Genomic DNA, 21,001 nt, shown 5'->3' with positions numbered 1-21,001 from the left:
AAAGGGGATAAGAATTTATGTATCATGTGTTCGTTTATGGCACATTAAGAAGAGGACAAACGAATGCTCATTATATGCTAGGTGCAACATGCATCGCAGACAGAGCTTGGACATATGGAAAATTATTTGATACGAACGAAGGATATCCAGCCATGACTTATTCGATTGAAGAACAGGTGTATGGAGAAATTTATGTAGTAAATGATGAGATATTGTGTAAGTTAGATGAACTAGAAGAATATACAGGCAATGCGGAGACTGATTTATATAATCGAATCACGCAAACAGTATATGTTGCTGATAGGGAAATTGAGGCATATGTGTATATCGCTCAGAATAAAAAGATGTTAAAGAAAGTGATAGACTCTGGTGACTGGCTTATGTATCAAAAAATATAATAAGGTAGTTTTAAAAATTGGAAAGCAGATAATGACGAATTCATTATCTGCTTTTTATTGTGTGAATAATTGTCGTTCTCTTTTTATTCTTATAGTTCTTAGTACGATTCCAATTCCGAGAAATAAAACAGTAGCAGCGACCCGGCTAATAGGATTTAACCAAAAATCACTACTGTTTGTAAGAGTAATAATCCCTGTTATTGTAACTAAAACAGTAGGAACAGCATCCTCGATCGCATGCATGATAACACATGGCCAGACGGATTTTGTAAGTCTATATATTTCAACATACATAATTGACCAACAAACCATAAGGATACAGCCAGATAAAAGCATATTTAATCTTGAGATAGATTCAAAATATTCATTTGAAGAGCCTCCTTTACTTTTATTTATCCTACTATTTGTGGGCAGTAAAACGCCCATTGATTAAAGTCTTTCATTTTTACAATGTTTTTTAATAGATAAATTAAATAGGAGACAAATAGAAAGTAGTATCTTTTGTATGCATCACTATACTATATGTGTATTTGTGTGATTTAGATGTTGCATATTCTTTTTAAATTAGAAAGATGAAAAGTAAGTTTTTTCGGAAAATTTAAATGGAAACTATTGACTTTATGATTGGGTTTTTAATACAATGATACTTCGACTGAAAAATTAGAACGGACAGGAGGGAATCGTCGAAATGAGCAACATATTTGAAGATGAGTTACAAAAAATGAAGGATACTTTACATACGATGGATGAGCAATTGGATAAGCTTGAAAAAACCCCGGTTTATTATGGAGAAGATTTTAAAGAGCAAATTCTTGAAAGTATGAGGGAGTCTAATAGACAAAACTTACGTATTGGTGTGCAAGAGCCGTACTTTGGAAGGTTAGATTTTCAGGAAGATGGAAAAGAAGAAGTTATGCCGATTTATATCGGAAAAGTAGGGATTTCGGATATGGACACGATGAAGCCAATCATTATTGATTGGCGAGCGCCTGTCGCAAGTATGTTTTATTCATTTACCGGTGGAGAAGAATTAGCATTTTATCAATCACCAGATGGGTTAGTAGAAGGTGATGTGTATTTAAAACGAAACATTTCCATTCGAAAAAGAGAACTTGAACGTGTTGTTGATACATATGTAAAAGGAAATGAAGATGTATCGCATGCCGATGATTTTCTTCTATATCGATTAGGTGAGAATAAAGATAATAAGCTAAAGGATATTGTTTCAACAATTCAATCGGAACAAAATGATATTATTCGAGCGGAAAGAAATTTACCATTACTTATTCAAGGGGTTGCAGGGAGCGGAAAGACAACAATTGCTTTACATCGCCTTGCTTTTTTAATTTATGAATATCGTGAACAATTAGAAGCAGAAAGAATGATCGTATTTGCGCCGAATAGTCTGTTTTTAGACTATATTTCGAGTGTACTTCCTGAATTAGGTGTAGGGAATATTAGTCAAACAACGTTTCCGGATTGGGCATTACGTACGTTAGATGATTCAGTGAAACTAAAGCAGACAGAAGAAAAATTGAAAGAAGCATTTTCAATTAATCGTGATGAAAAGAAGGTAATGCTAGGTAAATTAAAGGGTACGTTGGAATTTAAGACGTTTATTGAAGAGAGAATGATCCAATTTGAAAATGAGTTAGTTCCGACAAAAGATTTTGAGGCGTGGGATAGAGCGATTATTCCAGTAGAAGATATTAAAAAATGGATGCAAGTTGAATATAAACATTATCCTTTACAGAAAAGAAGAGAACGATTAGTAGGACGAATGAAGCGCTGGATTGAAATTGAACTTAAAAAATTCGGGGAAACAAACGAGAAAAAATTACTTAAAAAAGAAGCGACTAAGAGACTCAACGCATATATGAAGTTTTGGCCGAAAATGAGTGCTCTTTCACTGTATAGTTCAATAGTAAAAAGTAAAGAAATACTTGAGGTATTACCTGAAGAACTTGTTAAAGAAACAGAAAAGAGTTGTCGTAAAAAAGAAGTGTATGTAGAAGATTTACCAGCTTTAATATACATACATCATCGTATAACAGGGATTGAAATCGGGCAGAAGTTTCATCACGTTGTTATTGATGAAGCGCAAGATTTTTCGCCTTTCCAAATTTATGCATTAAAAGAAATTACATTAGGTAATTCTTTCACTATATTAGGTGATTTATCGCAAGCGATTTATGATTACCAAGGAATTGAAGATTGGAATGCTTTTAAGGAAGTATTCCAAGAAACCGGTTATTATGAATTGACAAGAAGTTATCGTTCTACAAAAGAAATTATTGAATTTGCAAATGAAATAATTAAAAATGCAGAAATCCCAGTAGGACTCGCAACACCAGTCTTCCGCAGTGGAGAAGATGTGAAAGTAATTCATGCCGAAAATCAATTTACTGAAATTGTGAAGACGGTAAAACATTTGCAAAATGCAGATGTGAAAACAATTGCAGTAATCGGAAGAACAGAAGATGAATGCCGTGATATATATGTGAAATTAACAAATGCAGGATTAACGGTAAACGTAATTGAAGCAAACCAAAGTAAATATGAAGGTGGTATATCAGTAGTACCTGTCTATTTAGCGAAAGGTTTAGAATTTGATGCGGTGCTTTTAATTGATGTGGATGAGGAACATTACAAAAACACAAAACATGATGCAAAGTTACTATATGTCGGATGTACGAGATCACTTCATGACTTATGGATTTTCCATAGTGGGGAAGCGTCACCTTTAATTAAAGGATTAAAATAAAGTGAAACTATAATCAGTGGGGAGTTTTACTGCAAGCTAATGTGGGATAAATATAAAAAGAGGATTTTCTAGTACTGTATGAAAATCCTCTTTTTTATATTAAAATGGTAGACGTGTAAAATGACAATAAAGTTATTTAATTTTCGATATAAGATACTTCACTGTACTTAAAAATATAACAATAAAGTCGTTTAAAAATCTAAACATTATTCAACAATAGCGCCCGATTGTTGAATAATGTTCAATTTTAAACGAATAAAGCCATTAATATTAAATCTTGATAGCCACCATCCAATTTTACCCCCTTTGCTTTTCTACCCTCTTCAAAGAAGCCTAGATTCTTATATAACTGGATTGCACCTAGATTATCTTCCATTACCTCAAGACAAACTTTTTCAATCTTACTGTTATTTTTAGCCCAATTGATTAACGTTTCTAGAAGTGCTCTTCCAATACCATAATTTCGATATTCAGGTAGTATGTTCATCGCAAAAGCCCCTTGATGACTGATTTTTTCTTTGTTTCCGTTCTTAAAATCTATTGTACCGACTAACTTACCATCAACTTCAGCAATAAACTGTACATAATTTGGATTTTCATGATAAGCTTTTAACGTTTTTTGAATAACATCGATACGCACCTTTTTTACATCCTCAACCGTACTTAGCATGTATGGAGCGTTTATTAAAGCTTTTGAAGCAGAATCTAGTATTCTTTCTGCATCCTGTTCTTTAGCTTCTCTAATTATTATTGTTTTTCCATCCTTAGATTTATAAGTAAAAACATTAGTTGATAAGATACTACACACACCCTTTCGGAATATAATTAGTTGAATTTTTTAACTATCGTGCAATTATTAAGTAAGAAAAAGTCGTATCACCTTTTTCTGCAATCGCTCTGCTTCAACTTAATGATGATTATTTCAAATATTTTTAATTTTTACAAGGATTTATTCCTTAATATAGCCCGATTGTTGAATAACATGACTAGCGTTTTTTAAACAATTTTATTATGTTTTAAACAACTTTATTATCTCTGTACAAGATGAATTAATGACTTGAGCTGTTGTGTAAATAATATACAATGACCTTTTCTAATTCCTTAGTTTGTTCTTTTTCCCATATACGAACGGCATCTACTAGAGTTTGTGTGTGTTTTAACCAATCTAGAATAAGATGTAGTTGTTCTTGTATTTGCCCAATGTTTTGCTCCTTTATGTTCTTATTCTGAATTCTATCAATTAATTGAAGCATATAGGGAAGTTTTTCTATGCATTCGCTTAAATCTCCGCAATAACCTGAAGGGAATTCATGTGTGCCAAATTCTAAAGTATTGATGTAATTAGAAACTAGGTATATCATAGCTTCTTGTTCGGTATCACCACCTAATTCAATCGCTTTTCGAAGGAATTTTTCTAAATCGTCTTCTTTATTGCTAGAGTCCATATAAATTCCTATCCATCTAAAAGGTCTTGAATCAAATGGGTTATTTTCTGTCCATCTATATAGAATGTCAATTAGAAAACTATTTAGTGAGAAAGTTAAGACCTCATCTTTTTCGTTTAATGCATCTAAAATAGTAAACAGCGAAATGGCAAACTCTTCTTGAACTTTCGATTCCCATTTTTTTGCATTTGTAATAAATGTCCCTAAATGTTTAAAAGCTAATTTTCGAAGTCCCGCTTCGCGATGCTGACAGTAACAAATAAAATCATGCCAATGCTCATTTGTATTCATATGTATAATAATAGTTTGTAATGCAGTGAGAGGTTTATCTATTATAAGTCCCCAATCTATTAAGCACGTGTTGAAAATTTAGTGTTGCTATATCATTACATAAATTAAAGTGGGAAGAATTTAAGATGGATTTTATTGGTCACGGGATCTAATCGATTGGTAATGTAGCGATTCTAACAGGACCCATTATTGACTTTGAAGATGAAACGAAAAAAGTTATTATGTTTATCTGAATATTGAGGGGATATGTTTATTTAATTTTTAGAAAACATAGACTATTAAATTTGTAAATGGTATAATCTTCTTATTATTGGAAATAAAATCAAAATATTTGAAAATAAAGGATAGGGTTGGTTTTAATGGGGGATTCTAATCACAAAGAAACAAAGGCAATATTAAAGTTATGGTTTATTTATATACCACTTGCATTTGGAGAATTTGTCTTTTCGAATATCATAGGTTATTTAAAAAAATAAAGATTTTGTATTTGAAAAACAATTAACCTAATTTAATTGTTTTTTTATTTTCCTCTAATAAACCAAACAAAAATAGAGATTTTGAACAAGATGAAGTTTATGAAGGAAATAACGTTGATTAGGTGCTGAAAACGGGAATCATTCAAGCATGGTAATTCACCGTTTTTATAGCTTCCTATAGTGAGATGTTATGTTCACATCATATGTATACGATATTTGTAACTTAATATAGCATTACTGGAACTTCAAAATTAGTAGTTAAGGTTGTTACCTTTTAGAGTGTTATATATAACTTAGCTAAAAAAGCACAAATCATATAATTTGCGCTGTTCATTATCTGTTTTTTGGTAAAAAATTATAGTTTTTGTCACATTAATACTGTACGATACATAGTATAAAACACATACTGTATGACATATAGTAATGGAAATGAGGTGAGTGAATGGATACTTTATTAAACTCGTTAATTACTGAGTTAAGAAGAGGGACATTAACGTTAGCTGTTTTAAGTCAATTAAGAACGCCGCAGTACGGATATTCACTTGTCCAGTTATTGGAGCAATCAGGGGTTACAATTGATCAAAGTACTTTATATCCACTACTTCGCCGATTAGAAAAGCAGGAATTAGTGACGAGTAGTTGGGATAAAACGGAGAGTAGACCTCGTAAGTATTATGTTTTAAGTGATTATGGATTAGAAATATTTTTGCAGTTGAAAAAAGAATGGATAAAGGATTCGAAAGAACTTTATAACTTATTAAAGGAGGAGGAAGAGAATGAATTTAATTGATCTCTATATCCAAGAGGTTGCGAAGAGATTACCTGAAAAAAATCGTGAAGATATTACACTTGAACTAAGGTCAACTATAGATGATATGTTACCTGAAGATTATAATGAGAAAGATGTAAAGAGCGTTCTCGAAAAATTGGGGAGTCCGGTTTCATTGGCTAATGGTTATTTGGATAGACCGATGCATTTAATTGGACCACGTTATTTTGATGTATATACAACGTTGTTAAAAATGATTATACCAATCGCAGCTGTCATTGCACTCATATCAATGGTTGCAGAAAATTTTATAGGCAATAGTGGTGATCAAGCAGTATTAAATGTTATTTTTCAATTGATAGGTAAAGGCATTGGGGAAATTTTTGAAGTGGGCCTCCATGTATTTTTCTGGTTGACACTTGTGTTTGTTATTTTAGAAAGAACAGATACAGACAAAGGTATCGAGCCGTTGACGACAAGTTTAAAAAAATGGACACCAGATGATTTGAAAAACATCTCGTATATTCCAAAGAAAAAAGCAATCTCGAAGTTTGAAGTTTTTGGAGGTTTAATGTGGACAGCAGTTTGGGCTACACTTTACTTTTATGCGAATCATCTTGTTGGCGTATATAACGGTACGGCAAATGGACTGAAGTTTGTCTCGCCAACTTTTAATCAAGATGTTTTATTGCAGTACTGGCCAATCGTTGTAATTATGATCGTTTTTGAAATATGTATATCCCTTTATAAATTAGTGCAGGGACAATGGACGCAAAGATTGGCGATTGGGAATGCTATTCTTCAGGTAGCTGGGACGATAGTATTCATTGTAATTGTAGTAAATCCACATGTATTTAACGCAGGGTTTATTACGTATTTGGCAAATGCATTTACTATTTCCCTAGAGGGATTTAAAACGTGGTTAGTTGGCGGTGGAATTGTAATTTACACATTATCTGCTGCAATAAATATATTTGACGGTTTCCGAAAAGCTAGTATTCGTATGTAGATAAAAATCGGAAATTTCGATAAAATAAAACTATTGAAAAGATAGTGATATAAGGTGAACATGATGAAAGGAAGAAAACAATGATAAGGGAAGCAACGAAAAAAGATTTAGCATACATTTTAGATATTTATAACGATGCGATACTTTATACAACAGCTGTATATGCGTATAAACCTGTAACCCTTGAAAATAGAATAGATTGGTATGAACAAAAAAAGGCTGAAGGGTATCCAATTTTTGTATATGAATTAGATAATAAAGTAGTAGGATTTGCGACATTCGGCCCATTTAGAACGTGGCCTGCTTATAAATATTCAGTTGAACATTCTGTGTATGTAGATAAGGCATATAGAAAAAATGGCATTGGGTCTTCATTAATGAAGGAATTAATCAAAATTGCAAAGGAAAGAGAGTATATGACCTTAATTGCTGGAATTGATGCAGAGAATGAGAAAAGTATTGCCTTGCATCAAAACTATGGATTTGTTCATGCAGGAACAATAAAAAAAGCTGGTTATAAGTTTAATAAATGGCTAGATTTAGCTTTTTATCAGCTGGAACTTAACGGTCCTGAAAATCCTATAGAAGAATAAATATTTTTCGGTAGCAAGAAAAAATTCATGCTACCTTTTTCTTATTTTAATAGCTAATGAAAAAGTTTTTTACATTCAATGTTGAAATATTAGAAGTTAATATAACGATATAAAAAGAGGGATAGAAATGGAAACTGTTATAAATAAAATAAAAGAGGTACAATCTAATTATGTGGGAATGGCAATTTATTCTACAAAAAATAATCGTATAGTTGCTTCGTATAATAGTGAATTAAATATTCCGTTAGCATCAGCAGCAAAATTAGTCATTGGATTTGTAGTAACGCAAATGGTGAAGGAAAATAAACATAATTGGAATGATATACTTCATTACATTAAATTTAATCCACATGAAGATAGTGCGCAGTTATATCCGCATTTACAAGGAAGAACTTCTTTAACACTTAGTGAAGCGGTAGAGGTAATGATTGCTTGTCATGATAGTTACGTTGCACAGTCAGTTGTAATGCACTGTGGTGGATGGGATGCTGTGAAAATGTACGCACAAACGTACTTTTCAAAAATTCATATACAAGAGAATGCTAGAGATGAGAAAAATGTTGGAGAATTAAGTGAAGTTCTTGCCCTTTTCATACAAACCTTTCAAGGTTATAAATCAGAACCAGAATTATGGGAACCAATTATTAGCGGCATGGTAAGACAGCAAGGAGAGTATGAAGAAATTCCATATTATCATATAGCTCATATGACAGGTGGATTACTCACAGCTACAATAAATATTGGTATTATAGGAATGTTTAACGAATTTCCACTTCTTTATGTGATTGGGGGAAAAGATTTACCGAATCGCCGTGAAAATAAAGAGGTAGATGAAGCTTTTGCAGTAGTTTTAAAGTACATATACAAAGAATATAGTGAAAGCATGCTAGGAGTGAGCGATTGAAAAGAAACTTAAAGACTTCAACAATCATTATTTTAATTTTAACGATTATTGCTCTTGAAGTTGGAATCGTACTATATGATCACAATTTGTCATTAGATACAATTTACTTTGCAGCAATTCTTATTTGTATTGTATTGCTTTTTGGCACACGTGTTTCTGAAGAGAAAGAAAGTACATCGAAACGAGGACGAAGAAAAATAGCTGTTATATTTTGGCTATCTATTTCATTGTCTATCGCTTGTTTTGCAGTTATAAGTTACATAAGGGTAGGCTATGTCTCTGTACCAGGGATAATTGGCTTTTCATGCTTTGTTACATATGGTGGATTCGTTTTGATTAGTATTTTAAAGGGGAAAAATAAAATGTAGCTTACTAAGTTGAAAGGAAGCAATGTATATGAAACATATAGAGAACGGTACACGTATTGAAGGAGAATACATTAAAAATAAAGTCATTCAATATAATATGTCCATCTTAACAGATGAAGTAAAACAGCCGATGGAAGAAGTAAGTCTCGTAGTAAAAAATGAAGAAGGAAAAATATTTGGTGGTGTAACAGGTACGATGTATTTTTATCATCTTCATATCGACTTTTTATGGGTTGATAAATCAGCTCGTCATGACGGTTGGGGGAGCCAACTTTTACATAAAATTGAAGAAATTGCGAAGGAAAAAGGGTGCAGATTAATATTGCTAGATTCATTTAGTTTTCAAGCGCCAGAATTTTATAAAAAGCATGGTTACCGAGAGTATGGTATCGTTGAAGATCATCCGAAAGGTCATAGTCAGCACTTTTTTGAAAAGAGATTATAATAATATTATGTATACTGATTGATGGGAGAAAGCATATGTACACGTATAAATTGCAACAAGAACAACCAATCTGTGCAGAAAAAATAAAGAAGCTTTATGATTCTGTCGGTTGGTGGCCAGAAAGAAAAGAAGTCGATATTGAAAAAATGTTAAAGAATAGCATAGCCATTGGAGTATGGGAAGAAAATGAATTAGTTGGATTTGCTAGAGTCGTTTCTGATGGTGTTTTTCGAGCATACATTGAAGATGTTGTCGTACATGAGAATGTAAGAAATAAAGGTATTGGAGAGAAAATGCTTACAATATTACTTCGAGAAATATCTCATATTGATATTGTTAGTCTATTTTGCGGAGAGAAGCTAATAAAGTTTTACGGTGAGCAGCAATTTCAAGCAACGAAGCAAATTGTGATGCATCGTAATCAAACAGGGAAAGAATAAGAGGTGCCAATTAAAATGAATGCAACAAGAGCGTACTGTTTATCGAAAAGAAAAGCGACAGAAGATTCTCCAGATGGATGGAGTGCAACATGTATGAGGCTTAATAATAAAATATTTGCGATAGTAAATCATGAAGAAGGTGAAAAGGCTGCGATTACATTGAAGTGTGATCCAGAAGTCGCATTAAGAATAAGAGAAGATTATCCAGAAACAATTATTCCAGGGTATCATATGAATAAAAAACATTGGAATACCGTTTATATTCATAAGGGTATAGAGCAGGAGCAAATTAATAAAATGATTGATTGGTCGTATGATTTAGTACTACAATCATTTTCAAAGAAAAAGCAGCAGGAGTTAATGGATTAATATGTATTAGGAGTGTGTGTAATGAAAGATTCGATTAAAGATACGTATGATAAATTAGCGAGTACATATAAAGAAAATCTAGATTTCGCAAATCCATATAACAGTTATTATGAAAGACCGGCGATGATGGAGCTTATTCCAAAGGAACTAGAAGGAAAAAAGATATTAGATGCTGGATGTGCAGCTGGATGGTATACTTCTCAATTCATAGGAAGAGGAGCAAATGTTACAGCAATTGATGTAAGTCCTGAAATGGTAAAAGCAGCAAAAGAAAATATAGGAAAAGAAGCGACGTTCCTTTGTCATGATCTGCAAGAAACATTGCCATTTGAAGATAATACGTATGATGTGATTGTAAGTTCATTAACTCTTCATTATATAGAAAATTGGAATCAAGTATTTCAAGAATTTCGTCGTGTATTGAAGCCAGGTGGAGAACTTATATATTCTATTCATCATCCTTTTATGGATTTCACAAAGTTTCCATGTGAAAATTATTTTGAAAAACAGTTATTAATAGATACTTGGGTTAAACCGAATATTACTATTGAAGTCAAGTTTTTTAGAAGATCATTACAAGACATACTAAATGAAACTACAAATTATTTTGTATTAGAAGAGATAGTGGAACCGAAGGCAATTGAAAAAATGAAAGAAGTAAGCGAAAAATCATATCATTATTTAAATATGAATCCACATTTTCTTATCATAAAAGCAATCAATAAATAGCTAGTAAAATAACTTTGTTTTACTAGCTATTTACAGTTTTACATTACATATTAGGAGACTTTAAAATGAATACGAAACGAAATAGAGTAGTATATGCACTATTTACTATAGTTGTTATTATTTTAGGTCTTAGCTCAAGAAAGTTTGCTTTTGCACTACCACATCTATTAAATGATTATTTAGGTGATGCATTATGGGCATTAATGATTTTCACTGGCTTTGGATTTTTGTTTCCTAAAACAGAGACGAAGAAGTTGGCTTTTATTAGTTTAATGTTTTGCTACGGGATTGAAGCGAGCCAATTGTATCATGCGGAATGGATAGATAGCATTCGTGGAACGACTTTGGGCGGACTCGTGTTGGGATACGGTTTTTTGTGGAGTGATTTAGTGGCTTATACAATTGGTGTTGGAGTGGGAATACTGTGTGAGGTTATTTTTCGGAAGAAATAAGAATTGTAAAAGGGGTATTGTAAATGGAACAAGCACTGGAAATTGCAAAGCTTTGGTTTCGAAATGAACATGTCACAGCTACTGTAATGCAACCAAAAGTAGCGAAGGTTTTATGCAAGAATAAAGAGTACATTTTAAAGAGAACGGGATCGATAAAGCAACTTCTAGTTGAATTCGATGTTTTGAAGCAACTGTATGAAAAGGGAATTAAAGTACAGAGAGTAGTAAAGACAGAAAATGATGAACAATATGTATTATATAAAGAAAAATATTATTGCTTATATGAGTATGTTGCCGGAAGTGTTTTAGAAATAAAAGATACGAATAAGCTGGAAAGGCTAGCAAGTACAATTGGAGAAGAAATAGCTAATCTGCACAAAGCATTACATTCGGTGAATAGTGACCATGAGTTAATAAAAAGAGATTTATATAAGATGGTATTTGAATGGGCTATACCGATTTTAGAAAAGAATGAGCATGTTCATCGAGAGGTAATTCAAAAGATGGAGCGAATGCACGCAGCTTTCAAGGAAACGGTCCATCCATTACCGAGACAAATTATTCATCGTGATATGCATCTATCAAATGTAATCTTTAAAGATGATAAACTGGAAGGGTTTATAGATTTTGAGATTTTAGAAAATAATGTAAAAATATTTGATTTATGTTATTGCTGTACAAGTATATTAAGCGAGCTATTTAGTGATGAAAAATTAAGAGGGAAATGGTTACATATCGTTAGCAAAGTCTTTGAAGGTTATTATAAACAAAATGATTTAACGAAAGAAGAACTAAAAGCCATTTGGTATGTTATGCTTTCAATTCAAATTATCTTTATTGCTTATTTTGTCCAGTTACCAGATTTATTAAAGTTAAATGAAGAAATGTTCTTCTGGATTTTTGCTAATAAGGAAGCTATTGAAGAAGTTATAGAAGGTATCGTAAAGGTATGAAAAAAATAATATTAATTGGTTCTGGTGGTTCAGGAAAATCTACATTAGCAAGGCAGTTAGGAAATAAATTAAATATTAAGGTGCATCATCTTGATGCATTATTTTGGAAACCGAATTGGGAAGGTGTTCCGAGAGAAGAACAAATAGCAGTTCAAAATAACTTAATTAAAGATGAGAAGTGGATTATTGATGGGAATTATGGCGGGACGATGGATATCAGACTGAATGCAGCTGATACAATTATCTTCCTTGATATTCATAGAACAATTTGTATTTATCGTGCGTTTAAAAGAATTGTAAAATACCGGAATAAAAAAAGACCAGATATGGGCGCGGGATGTGAAGAAAGATTTGATTTGCAATTTTTTAAATGGATATGGAAATATCCTAATGCTAAACGACCTACAATTTTAAAAGGGTTAGAGCAATTGTCCGAAGAGAAAAAGGTTATTGTTTTAAAATCTCCAAATGAGGTTCGGAAATTTTTAGAGCACATATAATAATAGAATGTGACACAACAATTCTTTTTGAATCTTACCGATTAGTTTAATTAAACTAATCGTTTTTTATTATGGAAAATTTAACGCTTTTGAAAATTGTATTTTGTAATGAGTATATGACTATAAATTCATATAAAATGAACGTTTGGAGGAATAGAAAATGACTAATGATTTAATTCAACTAATTGATTCATTAATGGTAAATATTCCAGCTGGAGAGGTAGTATTAAGAGATGATCGAATAAAAAAAGAATGGCTAGTGCAAATTCAACCATTTCTTCTTGCGAAGTATGCTGTAACAATCGAACTATATGATGCTATTACAAATAGTACATTAAATAATTTTGATAAAAATCATAAACCAGTTGTCAATATTTCATGGAACGATGCCATTGCGTTTTGTAATGTACTTTCAAAAAAAGCGGGATTAAAAGAATATTATTCTATTAGTGATGGTGGTCAAATTGTGAAATGTAATTTAGATTCAAATGGCTACCGATTACCATGTGAGGCAGAGTGGCAATATGCATGTAAAGCAAGTACAACCGGATATACATACGGGAAACTTCATGATATAGCGTGGTATAATGAAAATTCAAATGGAGAGATTCATGACGTTGGCCAAAAAGAACCGAATGCATGGGGACTTTATGATATGCTAGGGAACGTTTGGGAATGGTGTTATGATTTGTATGATGAAACAGTGTACGGATCATACCGCATTTTTCGTGGTGGTAGTTGGGCTGAAACAGCGAGAGGGTGCGGCGCTACTTGTCGTCGTCGAAGCCATCCTACATTTCATATAGATGATCTCGGTTTTAGACTCGCTAGGTCAATTTAGTAGGAACATGCTACGAACAACTAAGAAAAGGGTATGGAGAAAATCCGTACTCTTGCCAACATAGAAACGATTTAACGTAAGGAGTGTTTATTATGGCGCGTGTTTTATTTATTAACGCTGGATCAGAAGGACATATAAATCCAACTTTACAAGTTGTAGAAGAATTGATTTCTCGTGGTGAAGAGGTCGTTTATTTTTCAATAGAAGCTTTCAGGGAGCGGATTGAGAAGACAGGTGCTACTGTACGAACGATTGATGATCAAAAATTTATAAAAGCGTTTCTATCTGGAGGCAGAAATTATTTACAGGAAAGAATAAACGGCCTTCTACATACAGCGAATATTGTAATATCTAGCGTTCTAGAACAAATTGAAGGTGAACATTTTGATTACATGATTCATGATTCTATGTTTGGTTGTGGCCATTTAATTGCTCAAATTCTTAAACTTCCAGCCATAAATTCATGCACATCTTTTGCGCAGGATGAAAAATCCTTTGAGCAAATGTTAGGTCATCTGTCAAAAAATATCCCAGTAGAAATTCATGATAAAATACAGAATGATTTTCAAAACTTAACAAAGGGAATTACTGAAAAATATGGTGTTGAAATAAAATCATCGTATGAAGTTTTCTGTAATCCTGCACCCCTTACTATTGTGTATACAATTAAGGAGTTCCAGCCTTTTGGTGATACGTTTGATGAAACATATAAATTTGTAGGACCATCTATCTCTGCACAAATGAAAAACAGAGACGTTCATTTTACTTCAATTGAAGAAAAAAGTCCGATTTATATTTCATTAGGTACTGTTTTTAATGAAGCGATTGACTTTTATAAACTGTGTATGAAGGCCTTTGAGAATAGTGAGCATACAATTGTTATGTCTATTGGCAATAAAACAAAAATAAGTGATCTAGGCGAAATCCCTAAAAACTTCATTGTGAAAAACTATGTGCCTCAAACCGAACTGCTTACTTATACGAAACTATTTATTACACACGGCGGGATGAACAGTACGCATGAAGGACTATATAACGGGGTTCCGCTCGTTGTAATACCGCAAAGTGCAGATCAGCCAGCAATCGCAAAGCAAGTGGAGAGTCTTGGAGCAGGAGTTCAATTACATATGAATGAATTAACCGTGGAGAAATTGCGTGAAAGTGTGGAGTTAATTTTAAATAACCCTTCATATAAAGAGGCTGCTTTGAATTTGAAGGAATCATTCCGAACATCGGGTGGATATAAGGAAGCTGTTGATGAAATTTTTACATTTGTAGATCAGTAATAAATATAAAGTTATACATGAAAAAAGTGTCTATATTAAATGATATAGACACTTTTCTGTTGTAAGAAGAGAAGAATTGTTTAAATGAAAATACTAAATGTGAATTTTGAGAACTAAGTCTACAATTTCTGCTGCACACTTTTATTTTATCCCGTAGTAACCGACCGTAAAACCCCAACTAATTAAAGTTTTACTTTATGATTTCAGGATGTGGTTTTATATGTTAGTAATAATTTCACTGTTTCTGCACAACTTCTGCACATGCTTAGGCGAGTTCTATGTCATGATATATTCATAAAGTGAAATGTTTCACAAGGAAAAAATATATTTTCACTGCGGTGTATGCATAATTAATACATACATCGGTACAAGTTTGTCTCTTTTTATTCTTTTACATCAAAGCCCACATTCCACTACAAAGTATAACAAGAAGGAGACATGAGCATGAATAATCGATTTTTAAAACAACTACAAAATATGAAAATGAACAAAAAAAGTTTAGGAGCTGTAGCATTAACAGCTGGAATTATTAGTACGACACTTATTCCTCAAAATGCTTATGCGCACGGTTTTGTTGAAAAGCCCGGTAGCCGATCCGCTTTATGTAGTCCAACTTATGGTGCGCTAAATGTAAACTGTGGAAGTGTTATGTATGAACCACAAAGTTTAGAAGCTCCAAAAGGGTTCCCGCAAGGTGGTCCAGTAGATGGACAAATTGCTTCAGCAGGCGGAAAATTTGGTGGTATTTTAGATCAACAAACAGAAAATCGTTGGTTTAAAAATACAATCACTGGTGGGGAAAATACATTTACTTGGAAGTATACTGCGCCTCACTTAACGAGTAAGTGGCATTACTATATTACTAAAAAAGGATGGAATCCAAATAAAGCGCTAACAAGAGCAGATTTCGAACCAATTGGAACTGTACAACATGATGGTTCTGCAGCTTCAAATAATTTAACTCATAAAATCAATGTACCTACTGATCGTAGTGGATATCATGTGATTTTAGCAGTATGGGATGTAGCTGATACAGCAAATGCATTCTATAATGTAATTGATGTTAATCTTATTAATGATGTGAAACCAGACATAGAAGCGCCAAGTAGTCCAAATGGACTTCAGACGCAAAAAGTAACAGCGAATAGTGTAGAACTAACATGGAACGCTTCTACGGATAATGTAGGGGTAAAAGGATATCAAATCTTCCGTAACGGAGAGATGATTGATACAGTACCAGGGACTCATTTTATTGATAAGAAGTTACAACCAAGTACAGAATACTCTTATACTCTAAAAGCAATTGACGCAGCTGGCAATGTATCGAAAGAAAGTACAGCGCTTACAGTAAAAACGACAGTTGAGACTCCTGATACAGAAGCACCAACACGACCAAAAGGATTACATAGTATGGGAACGACAGCGTCAAGTGTGGATTTAATGTGGAGTCCATCTGACGATAATATTGGTGTAGACCATTATGATATTTATAGAGAAACAGAAGGGTCAATGAAAAAGATTGCAACATCCAATACAACTTCTTATTTGGATAAAAATCTGCTCGCTAATACTACTTATAAATATGTAGTGAAAGCTGTTGATGTAGCTGGAAATGAATCCGTACAGAGTGATATATTCACAATTACTACAAAAACTGAAAGCGCTTCACATGAAGCGTGGGATGCAAAAAAAGCATATAAAAAGGGAGATAGAGTTCTACACGAAGGAAAAGTATATGAAGCAGTCCAGAGTTATCAAGGAAATGGTGATCCAAACTGGATTTATGCATTATCATTATGGAAAACAGTGTAAGTTTTACCTAGGTATGAACTAAAAGATGATGGGCTTTGATGCAAAAGGTAATTTTGAGAATTCACTTTTCTATTAATAAAAAAGGGTAGTGTATGAATACATAAGATTCATATACTACCCTTTTTATTATGATAACACTTTCGTCATAAGTATGTGCGGAATGCCATCTTCCATAAATATATCAGAAGAAGTTTGATAGTCTAATTTTTTATAAAATCCTTCAGCTTGTGTTTGACCGTGTAGCTTCACTTTTGTAGCTTGTTCGTTACGAGCAATTTCTTCTAACGTTTGAATGATGACTTTACCTAATCCATATGTACGATAATCTTTTAAAATACAAATACGTTCTAATTTTCCGACACCATCAACAAATCGTATACGCCCTGTGCCTACAGGAAGATCATGATAATAAACTAAAATATGTTTACATTGCTCTCCGATTTCATCGAATGTATCGAATTCATCTGTAAGAGGAACACCTTGTTCTTTTACAAATACTTCTTTTCGAATATGAAAGGCAGTTTCTAAATCAGTAAGTTCTGTTATAAGTTTGGATTGCAAAATGTTCAGTCCTTTCTAGTGTAATCAGTTTGCGTTTTCCTAGTATATCATAATAAAGCACTATTAAGAGAAGAAGAACATACTAAAAAGCCAACTTTAAAAAGTTAGCTTTTATTACAATTTCTTTATCCCATTTTTAGTGCCAATAATTGCTGTACTCGTCATACTTATAAACAACCCTGTTTCAACTACACCAGTAATCATTTTTAATTGGGTGTGTAAATGGGCAGGATTAGAAATATGATTAGGGAATATACAATCGATAATCATGTTATTGTTATCGGTTATATAGGTTTCATTATTTTTTAAACGTAACGTTGTTTGACACCCTAAAGACTGAATTTTATTTTCGGTTTGTTTCCATGAAAAAGGGATGATTTCAACAGGTAATGGAAAATTACCTAAATGTGTTACAAGTTTCGATTCATCAGCAATGATAATTAGTTCTTTAGAGGAAGAGGCAACGATTTTTTCACGAAGTAATGCACCGCCACCGCCTTTTATAAGTTGTAAATTTGAATCAATTTCATCCGCTCCATCAATTGTAAGATCAAGACTTTGTACGTCGTTTAACGAAAGTAGGGGGATATTTAGTTGATGTGCTAATGCTTCAGTTTCCTTTGATGTTGGTACAGCTTGAAATGATAATCCTTCTTTTACACGCTCACCTAATTTTTGTATTGTCCAATATACAGTAGAACCTGTACCAAGCCCAATCTTCATGCCATCATTTACAAAGTTAGCGGCATATTCGCCAGCGAGCTGTTTTAAATTCATCGCTTTACTCCGCCGGACGCGGCCCGGCATCAAGACCTGAATTTTCAACTGTAAGTACCGGACGAACGACTATATCTTTATGTACACGCATTTGACAAGATAATCGTAAATGATCTTCAATTCCTTTTTCCGTCATTGCATGTTTCTCATTCGCACTTGCTTCACAGAAATCACCTGCTAGTATTTCTACTCTACAAGTTGTGCAACGTGCATTCCCGCCACAACGATGAAGAATGTTGACACCGCTATCTTCAATTGCTAATACTAACTTTGTTCCTTCTTTCACATCAAAAGTTCCCGCACCTTCAATTGTTAATTTTGGCAAATTTGTTCCTCCTCACGTAAAATTGTACATAACATATTTATGACCGCGAATTATTGAACATAAACATTATTTTTTTATATCCCCGTAACTTTTTTTAATGTTGAATCGTTTATTAAGTAAGCGCTGAAAAGGAGTGGTTATTTTGTGCACAAAAGTAACTCATGTTTCAAAGAACCATATCGATATGAATCATTCAAATATAAACTTTTTAATTGAACAATATGGAGAGTTAAAAAGATACTGTACTTTTTTAACGAAAAACAAATGGGATGGGGAAGATCTCGCCCAAGAAACAGTGTGTAAAGTGCTTCAAAAATATAGAAATAAAGATATTTGTATGACACTCGTCTATAAAATAGCAAGAAATCGTTGGTTAGATCAGATGAAGTCTAAGTCTGTTCATGAAAAAATAAGAGCACAAATCACTTTTGAAGAACCACATGAGAACATTGCAGATTTGCATGAAATGGTAGGGAAAGTATTGTCTTCATTAAATGTACAGCAATCCGCAATTTTATTATTAAAAGATGTTTTTCAATATAGTATCGCTGATATTGCTAAATTGTGTTCTGTATCAGAAGGTGCAGTGAAAGCTTCTTTATTTCGGAGTAGAAATAGGCTGAAAACTGTAAGTGAAGAAGGGATTGAGATAGTCGAATTCACAGAGGATATTGAAGTTGTTGTAACATCTATTCGTGAGGAAAGACCAGAATTATTAACGAAGCTTCTTCCGACAATAGATTTTACTAAATTACCATCTAAACAGCCAGTCTTATTATTTAATGTGAAAAACCCTTCTTCCTACAGTTATATGCTTTACGCAGCATAACAAGTATTGGAGGGATTTAAAATGAATGCAATTCCATATGTAGTAGAACAAACAAAATTAGGAGAACGTTCCTATGATATATATTCAAGGTTATTGAAAGACCGCATTATTATTATCGGCTCAGAAATTAATGATCAAGTAGCGAGTAGTGTCGTAGCGCAATTATTATTTTTAGAAGCAGAAGATGCAGAAAAAGATATATTCTTATACATCAATAGCCCTGGCGGTTCAACGACAGCAGGTTTTGCAATATTAGATACGATGAATTTAATTAAACCAGATGTGCAAACGCTATGCATGGGCTTTGCGGCATCATTCGGTGCATTATTATTATTATCAGGAGCAAAAGGAAAACGGTTTGCTCTCCCTAACAGTGAAATTATGATTCATCAGCCGCTTGGTGGTGCACAAGGGCAAGCAACAGAAATTGAAATAACTGCGAAAAGAATATTAAAGTTAAAGCATGATATTAATAAAATGATTGCAGAAAAAACAGGCCAACCGATTGAAAGAGTAGCACATGATACAGAAAGAGATTATTTTATGACTGCAGAAGAAGCCAAGGCATATGGGATTGTAGATGACGTTGTTACGAAAAAATAAGTTAAAAACAGGCTAGAGGATATGCTAACCCTCTAGCCTATTTTTATTAATCTTTTACCCATTCATCAACTAGCGCTTGATTCTTCTTAATCCATTTTCGCACCGCTTCTTCGGGATCTTTCGTTTTATTTAACTCGACCATTAACGTACCAAGCTGTTCATCGTTCATCTTCCATTTGTCAAAGTATTTTATGATATCCGGATGGTCTTTTTCGAAACCTTTACGAACAGAGTAATAAATGTCATCTTTTTCACCATATACTTTCTTAGGGTCTTTTAAATATTTTAAGTCAAATTCTGAAAAGCCCCAATGCGGATTCCAAAGCGTAACAGCGATTGGTTTCTTTTTCGTATATGCTTTCTTTAGTTCACTCATCATCGCAGCTTCAGAAGATTGGACAAGTTTTAGTTTTATATCATATTCTTTCATTGCTTTATTCGTTAAATTCATAAGACTACTACCGGGTTCGATACCGACAATTTTATTCTCTAGTTCATCTTTATGAGCATTTAAATCTTCGATACTGTTTATGTTTTTCATATAAGAAGGGACGACTAAACCTAGTCCAGTACCTTCGTACCATTTTGATTTTAAGACAATATCATCTTTATAACGATCGTTTAGCGGTTTATCTGTAACTGGTAGCCATACTTCTAAATTCGCATCAACATCACCACGAGCGACACCAGTCCAAATTGCGGCTTTTTCTAAATACATAAGTTCAACTTTGTAGCCTTTTTCTTCTAATAAAACTTTCCACATGTTTGCGGTTGCAATATTTTCTTTCCAACTTGTTACACCAAGTTTAATTTTTCCTTTCGAATTTGCATTTGTTGCATTACATGAAGTGAAAATCATAGTAATAAATAATGCAAGGCATATAAACCAAATTTTCTTTCGCATCGAAAACCTCCTAAGTAACGTTTGCCTTATAAAATAAATGTATAAGTAAGCATTCTTATTATGAACGGAAACGAGAATTTTAAAGAAATCTTATGAATGTCATTTTTATGTAATATTTCTTTGTAAAATCGCAACACTATGTGAATAGATGGGTAGAA

25 protein-coding genes and 1 pseudogene are annotated in these 21,001 nt (G+C 33.0%); 19 read left to right on the top strand and 7 right to left on the bottom strand.

The annotated features are described in order from the left end of the window. The first annotated feature begins 17 nt into the window (after positions 1-17). Entirely contained in the window at positions 18-398 is a 381-nt protein-coding gene (locus MHB52_RS14370) for a gamma-glutamylcyclotransferase family protein (RefSeq protein WP_061663017.1), read from the top strand. 54 nt (positions 399-452) lie between these two features. Here MHB52_RS14370 and MHB52_RS14365 read toward each other — a convergent pair. Further along, a pseudogene (locus tag MHB52_RS14365) lies at positions 453-767 on the bottom strand (CPBP family intramembrane glutamate endopeptidase); the annotation flags it as partial. A gap of 319 nt (positions 768-1,086) precedes the next feature. On the opposite strand from MHB52_RS14365, the gene MHB52_RS14360 reads away from it, so the two are divergent. Further along, positions 1,087-3,162: a HelD family protein gene (locus MHB52_RS14360; protein ID WP_061663019.1), complete on the top strand. Its 2,076-nt coding sequence runs from the start codon at positions 1,087-1,089 to the stop codon at positions 3,160-3,162. Between the two features lie 247 nt (positions 3,163-3,409). Here MHB52_RS14360 and MHB52_RS14355 read toward each other — a convergent pair whose 3' ends face one another. Beyond that, the gene (locus tag MHB52_RS14355) at positions 3,410-3,970 is read right to left on the bottom strand and encodes a GNAT family N-acetyltransferase (RefSeq protein ID WP_170962657.1); all 561 of its coding nucleotides are present in this window, start codon (positions 3,968-3,970) and stop codon (positions 3,410-3,412) included. A gap of 241 nt (positions 3,971-4,211) precedes the next feature. Next, on the bottom strand, positions 4,212-4,940 hold the full coding sequence (locus tag MHB52_RS14350) for a hypothetical protein (RefSeq protein ID WP_016118057.1): 729 nt from the start codon (positions 4,938-4,940) through the stop codon (positions 4,212-4,214). 876 nt (positions 4,941-5,816) lie between these two features. Between MHB52_RS14350 and MHB52_RS14345 the strand changes: the two genes are divergently transcribed. The 15 genes from MHB52_RS14345 to MHB52_RS14275 all read left to right on the top strand — a co-directional run bounded on the left by MHB52_RS14345 (position 5,817) and on the right by MHB52_RS14275 (position 16,844). Beyond that, entirely contained in the window at positions 5,817-6,164 is a 348-nt protein-coding gene (locus MHB52_RS14345) for a PadR family transcriptional regulator (RefSeq protein ID WP_000380301.1), read from the top strand. Beyond that, on the top strand, positions 6,151-7,152 hold the full coding sequence (locus MHB52_RS14340; protein WP_061663205.1) for an HAAS signaling domain-containing protein: 1,002 nt from the start codon (positions 6,151-6,153) through the stop codon (positions 7,150-7,152). The genes MHB52_RS14345 and MHB52_RS14340 overlap by 14 nt, the downstream gene beginning before the upstream one ends. 80 nt (positions 7,153-7,232) lie before the next feature. Beyond that, positions 7,233-7,745: a GNAT family N-acetyltransferase gene (locus MHB52_RS14335; protein ID WP_000617513.1), complete on the top strand. Its 513-nt coding sequence runs from the start codon at positions 7,233-7,235 to the stop codon at positions 7,743-7,745. Positions 7,746-7,872: 127 nt separating this feature from the next. Beyond that, entirely contained in the window at positions 7,873-8,649 is a 777-nt protein-coding gene (locus tag MHB52_RS14330; RefSeq protein ID WP_000450750.1) for a serine hydrolase, read from the top strand. After that, the gene (locus MHB52_RS14325; protein WP_061663206.1) at positions 8,646-9,017 is read left to right on the top strand and encodes a hypothetical protein; all 372 of its coding nucleotides are present in this window, start codon (positions 8,646-8,648) and stop codon (positions 9,015-9,017) included. Before MHB52_RS14330 ends, MHB52_RS14325 begins: the two co-directional genes overlap by 4 nt. A gap of 28 nt (positions 9,018-9,045) precedes the next feature. Next, entirely contained in the window at positions 9,046-9,462 is a 417-nt protein-coding gene (locus tag MHB52_RS14320; RefSeq protein WP_000680411.1) for a GNAT family N-acetyltransferase, read from the top strand. A 35-nt stretch (positions 9,463-9,497) separates the two neighbouring features. After that, positions 9,498-9,902: a GNAT family N-acetyltransferase gene (locus MHB52_RS14315; RefSeq protein ID WP_000288969.1), complete on the top strand. Its 405-nt coding sequence runs from the start codon at positions 9,498-9,500 to the stop codon at positions 9,900-9,902. A gap of 15 nt (positions 9,903-9,917) precedes the next feature. Further along, entirely contained in the window at positions 9,918-10,271 is a 354-nt protein-coding gene (locus tag MHB52_RS14310) for an MmcQ/YjbR family DNA-binding protein (RefSeq protein WP_000994622.1), read from the top strand. Positions 10,272-10,292: 21 nt separating this feature from the next. Beyond that, complete coding sequence (locus MHB52_RS14305) at positions 10,293-11,000, top strand: class I SAM-dependent methyltransferase (RefSeq protein WP_044797634.1); 708 nt, start codon at positions 10,293-10,295, stop codon at positions 10,998-11,000. A 65-nt stretch (positions 11,001-11,065) separates the two neighbouring features. Continuing rightward, positions 11,066-11,452 (top strand): ribosomal maturation YjgA family protein, encoded by a 387-nt coding sequence (locus MHB52_RS14300; RefSeq protein WP_001093462.1) that lies wholly within the window; start codon positions 11,066-11,068, stop codon positions 11,450-11,452. Positions 11,453-11,475: 23 nt separating this feature from the next. Then, positions 11,476-12,405 (top strand): phosphotransferase enzyme family protein, encoded by a 930-nt coding sequence (locus MHB52_RS14295; protein ID WP_061663207.1) that lies wholly within the window; start codon positions 11,476-11,478, stop codon positions 12,403-12,405. Beyond that, on the top strand, positions 12,402-12,905 hold the full coding sequence (locus tag MHB52_RS14290; protein WP_000720551.1) for a DNA topology modulation protein: 504 nt from the start codon (positions 12,402-12,404) through the stop codon (positions 12,903-12,905). Before MHB52_RS14295 ends, MHB52_RS14290 begins: the two co-directional genes overlap by 4 nt. 160 nt (positions 12,906-13,065) lie before the next feature. Further along, positions 13,066-13,746 (top strand): formylglycine-generating enzyme family protein, encoded by a 681-nt coding sequence (locus MHB52_RS14285; RefSeq protein WP_025966128.1) that lies wholly within the window; start codon positions 13,066-13,068, stop codon positions 13,744-13,746. Between the two features lie 92 nt (positions 13,747-13,838). Continuing rightward, positions 13,839-15,032 (top strand): macrolide family glycosyltransferase, encoded by a 1,194-nt coding sequence (locus MHB52_RS14280; protein WP_061664194.1) that lies wholly within the window; start codon positions 13,839-13,841, stop codon positions 15,030-15,032. A gap of 444 nt (positions 15,033-15,476) precedes the next feature. Further along, positions 15,477-16,844, top strand: a complete 1,368-nt coding sequence (locus MHB52_RS14275; protein WP_061664196.1) for a lytic polysaccharide monooxygenase — start codon at positions 15,477-15,479, stop codon at positions 16,842-16,844. A 126-nt stretch (positions 16,845-16,970) separates the two neighbouring features. On the opposite strand, the gene MHB52_RS14270 is transcribed toward MHB52_RS14275, so the two are convergent. The 3 genes from MHB52_RS14270 to MHB52_RS14260 all read right to left on the bottom strand — a co-directional run bounded on the left by MHB52_RS14270 (position 16,971) and on the right by MHB52_RS14260 (position 18,507). Further along, positions 16,971-17,405, bottom strand: a complete 435-nt coding sequence (locus tag MHB52_RS14270) for a GNAT family N-acetyltransferase (protein ID WP_001190880.1) — start codon at positions 17,403-17,405, stop codon at positions 16,971-16,973. 114 nt (positions 17,406-17,519) lie between these two features. Continuing rightward, complete coding sequence (gene rpiA / locus MHB52_RS14265; RefSeq protein ID WP_001049985.1) at positions 17,520-18,182, bottom strand: ribose 5-phosphate isomerase A; 663 nt, start codon at positions 18,180-18,182, stop codon at positions 17,520-17,522. A gap of 4 nt (positions 18,183-18,186) precedes the next feature. Then, positions 18,187-18,507 carry a 2Fe-2S iron-sulfur cluster-binding protein gene (locus MHB52_RS14260; protein WP_001125388.1) on the bottom strand — a complete coding sequence of 107 codons (321 nt, stop codon included), beginning with the start codon at positions 18,505-18,507 and terminating at the stop codon, positions 18,187-18,189. A gap of 142 nt (positions 18,508-18,649) precedes the next feature. Here MHB52_RS14260 and MHB52_RS14255 point away from each other — a divergent pair, with 142 nt between their 5' ends. Both MHB52_RS14255 and clpP read left to right on the top strand, forming a co-directional pair. Next, positions 18,650-19,336, top strand: coding sequence for an RNA polymerase subunit sigma-70 (locus MHB52_RS14255; RefSeq protein WP_000337523.1), 687 nt, complete (start codon positions 18,650-18,652; stop codon positions 19,334-19,336). Positions 19,337-19,357: 21 nt separating this feature from the next. After that, entirely contained in the window at positions 19,358-19,939 is a 582-nt protein-coding gene (gene clpP / locus MHB52_RS14250) for an ATP-dependent Clp endopeptidase proteolytic subunit ClpP (RefSeq protein WP_000991610.1), read from the top strand. A gap of 46 nt (positions 19,940-19,985) precedes the next feature. On the opposite strand, the gene MHB52_RS14245 is transcribed toward clpP, so the two are convergent. Continuing rightward, on the bottom strand, positions 19,986-20,843 hold the full coding sequence (locus tag MHB52_RS14245) for a glycine betaine ABC transporter substrate-binding protein (RefSeq protein WP_061664198.1): 858 nt from the start codon (positions 20,841-20,843) through the stop codon (positions 19,986-19,988). Positions 20,844-21,001: the final 158 nt, after the last annotated feature.

The organism is Bacillus sp. FSL K6-0073 (genome assembly GCF_038006085.1).
GTDB classification, from domain to species: domain Bacteria; phylum Bacillota; class Bacilli; order Bacillales; family Bacillaceae_G; genus Bacillus_A; species Bacillus_A cereus.
Note: the sequence above shows the minus strand (reverse complement) of the source record. Positions and strands in the feature narration are given on the sequence as shown.